This is a genomic window from Bradyrhizobium sp. (assembly GCF_049798375.1).
In the GTDB taxonomy this organism is placed as follows: domain Bacteria; phylum Pseudomonadota; class Alphaproteobacteria; order Rhizobiales; family Xanthobacteraceae; genus Bradyrhizobium.
The window spans coordinates 1-1,911 of record NZ_JBARGP010000701.1 but is presented as its reverse complement, the minus strand read 5'-3'; the positions used below and the strand labels follow the sequence as shown (position 1 = coordinate 1,911).

Genomic DNA, 1,911 nt, shown 5'->3' with positions numbered 1-1,911 from the left:
GCGCGGCATTGGCGCGGCTGTAGTCGACCGCCGCTCCGACGAAGGTCAGGATCGGAATCAGCGCAAGGGCGAAGGTGATGGCGATGTTGCCGGATGGGTCGCTGCCGAAGCGGCGCGCGGCACGGCGGAACAGAAGCGCGAGGTATGCACGTGTCATGTCGGTCACCAGTGATGTCTCGCGGTATTTCGGTTTGCGAAGTTGAAGGGCCGGTAAATCGGGATGCAGAAATCCGGCCCAATGCCCAGGGCTGCCGGCGAACGACCGACAAAAAGGGTTCCTCGTTAAGGGCGGCTGAATCGGCTTTGAAAAATGCGGCCGATTTGATTAACCTTGATGGCTGTCGCCGGGCGGGAGTCGGTCTTGCCGGCGCTTCGGGTGGCCGTGGTTCGGACGCTTGCGGCGAGCGGGTAACTGACCCATATTCCGGAGGCCGGCCCCGATGGGACCGCCGGCTGGAGCCGGCGATCTGGAAAATGTCCGGGCAGCCAGAATGGCCCCGGTGAGGGGCAGGCGGGAAACCTCGAATTCAGGATCCCGCATCAATATCTAACGCGTGTGAAATGTCGCAGCCAACGTCCAGATTTGATCTGTCAGCGCCAAGGATGAGCAGCAACGAAAATCGGTCAGGTGGAACCGGCGGCCCGGCGACGTCAGTCATCACCAAGGTCAAGCCGAAGACCAAACGTCCGAATCTCTATCGGGTCTTGATCCTCAACGACGATTACACGCCGATGGAGTTCGTGGTCCACGTCCTGGAGAAATTCTTCCAGAAGGACGTCGAGGCCGCGACCAAGATCATGCTTCACGTGCACCATCATGGCATTGGTGAATGCGGCGTGTTCACCTACGAGATTGCCGAAACCAAGGTGACTCAGGTGATGGATTTTGCCCGCAAGCACCAGCATCCATTGCAATGTGTGATGGAGAAGAAATAGCCGCCGGCTTCTAAGCTCGAAGCAGGCAGAAGCAACGACCAGACGGCTCAATCGGCGTCGTTGGCCGTTCTCCGGAATAGTACGGTCGTTTGTCGGGAAGAATCGGCAACACCAGGCGCGATTCGAAACCAGAGCGATTCAAAGTGCCGGCCTGCCGTTCGGCCCAATCGGAACGGCTTTTGCATTAACGATCCAGTGAATGCGCGATCGAAGGGCATCAGCGGTCTTTCGTCACGTTCGGTTATATCTATATTGAGGCAAGGTTGTTGTTGCCTGACCCGGCGGCGGCGATCATGATGGCAAGGGGCCATAGAGGACGCGCATGCCGACTTTTTCTCAAAGCCTTGAACAATCCCTGCATCGTGCGCTGGCGATTGCCAACGAGCGTCATCATCAATACGCGACGCTCGAGCATCTTCTGTTGTCGCTGATCGACGACTCCGACGCGGCGGCCGTGATGCGCGCCTGCAGCGTCGATCTCGACAAGCTTCGCACGAGCCTTGTGAACTATCTCGAAACCGAATTCGAAAACCTGGTCACGGACGGCAGCGACGACGCCAAGCCGACCGCGGGTTTCCAGCGCGTGATCCAGCGCGCGGTGATTCATGTCCAGTCATCCGGCCGCGAGGAGGTGACGGGTGCCAATGTGCTGATCGCGATCTTCGCCGAGCGCGAGAGCCACGCCGCCTATTTCCTGCAAGAGCAGGACATGACCCGCTACGACGCGGTCAACTATATCAGCCATGGCATCGCCAAGCGGCCCGGCGTTTCCGAGGCGCGCCCGGTTCGCGGCGTCGACGAAGAGACCGAGGCGAAGGGCAACGACGACTCCAAGAAGAAGGGGGAGGCGCTGGAAACCTACTGTGTCAATCTCAACAAGAAGGCGCGCGACGGCAAGATCGATCCGGTCATCGGCCGTAACTCCGAGATCAACCGCGCCATCCAGGTGCTGTGCCGCCGCCAGAAGAACAACCC

3 protein-coding genes are annotated in these 1,911 nt (G+C 59.7%); 2 read left to right on the top strand and 1 reads right to left on the bottom strand.

Annotated features, from left to right (window positions below):
* Positions 1–157 (bottom strand): pilus assembly protein TadG-related protein (locus WA702_RS27490; RefSeq protein ID WP_425113688.1); only part of this gene is annotated, 157 nt, incomplete at its 3' end.
* Positions 158–603: 446 nt separating this feature from the next.
* Here WA702_RS27490 and clpS point away from each other — a divergent pair.
* Positions 604–936 (top strand): ATP-dependent Clp protease adapter ClpS, encoded by a 333-nt coding sequence (gene clpS, locus WA702_RS27485; protein ID WP_425113687.1) that lies wholly within the window; start codon positions 604–606, stop codon positions 934–936.
* A 322-nt stretch (positions 937–1,258) separates the two neighbouring features.
* Positions 1,259–1,911, top strand: a 653-nt coding sequence (locus tag WA702_RS27480; RefSeq protein WP_425113686.1) for a Clp protease N-terminal domain-containing protein, incomplete at its 3' end; no start/stop codon positions are given.

Coding starts and splice junctions, on each gene's coding strand:
- clpS (WP_425113687.1), top strand. CDS start 604: ATGAGCAGCAACGAAAATCGGTCAGGTGGAACCGGCGGCCCGGCGACG.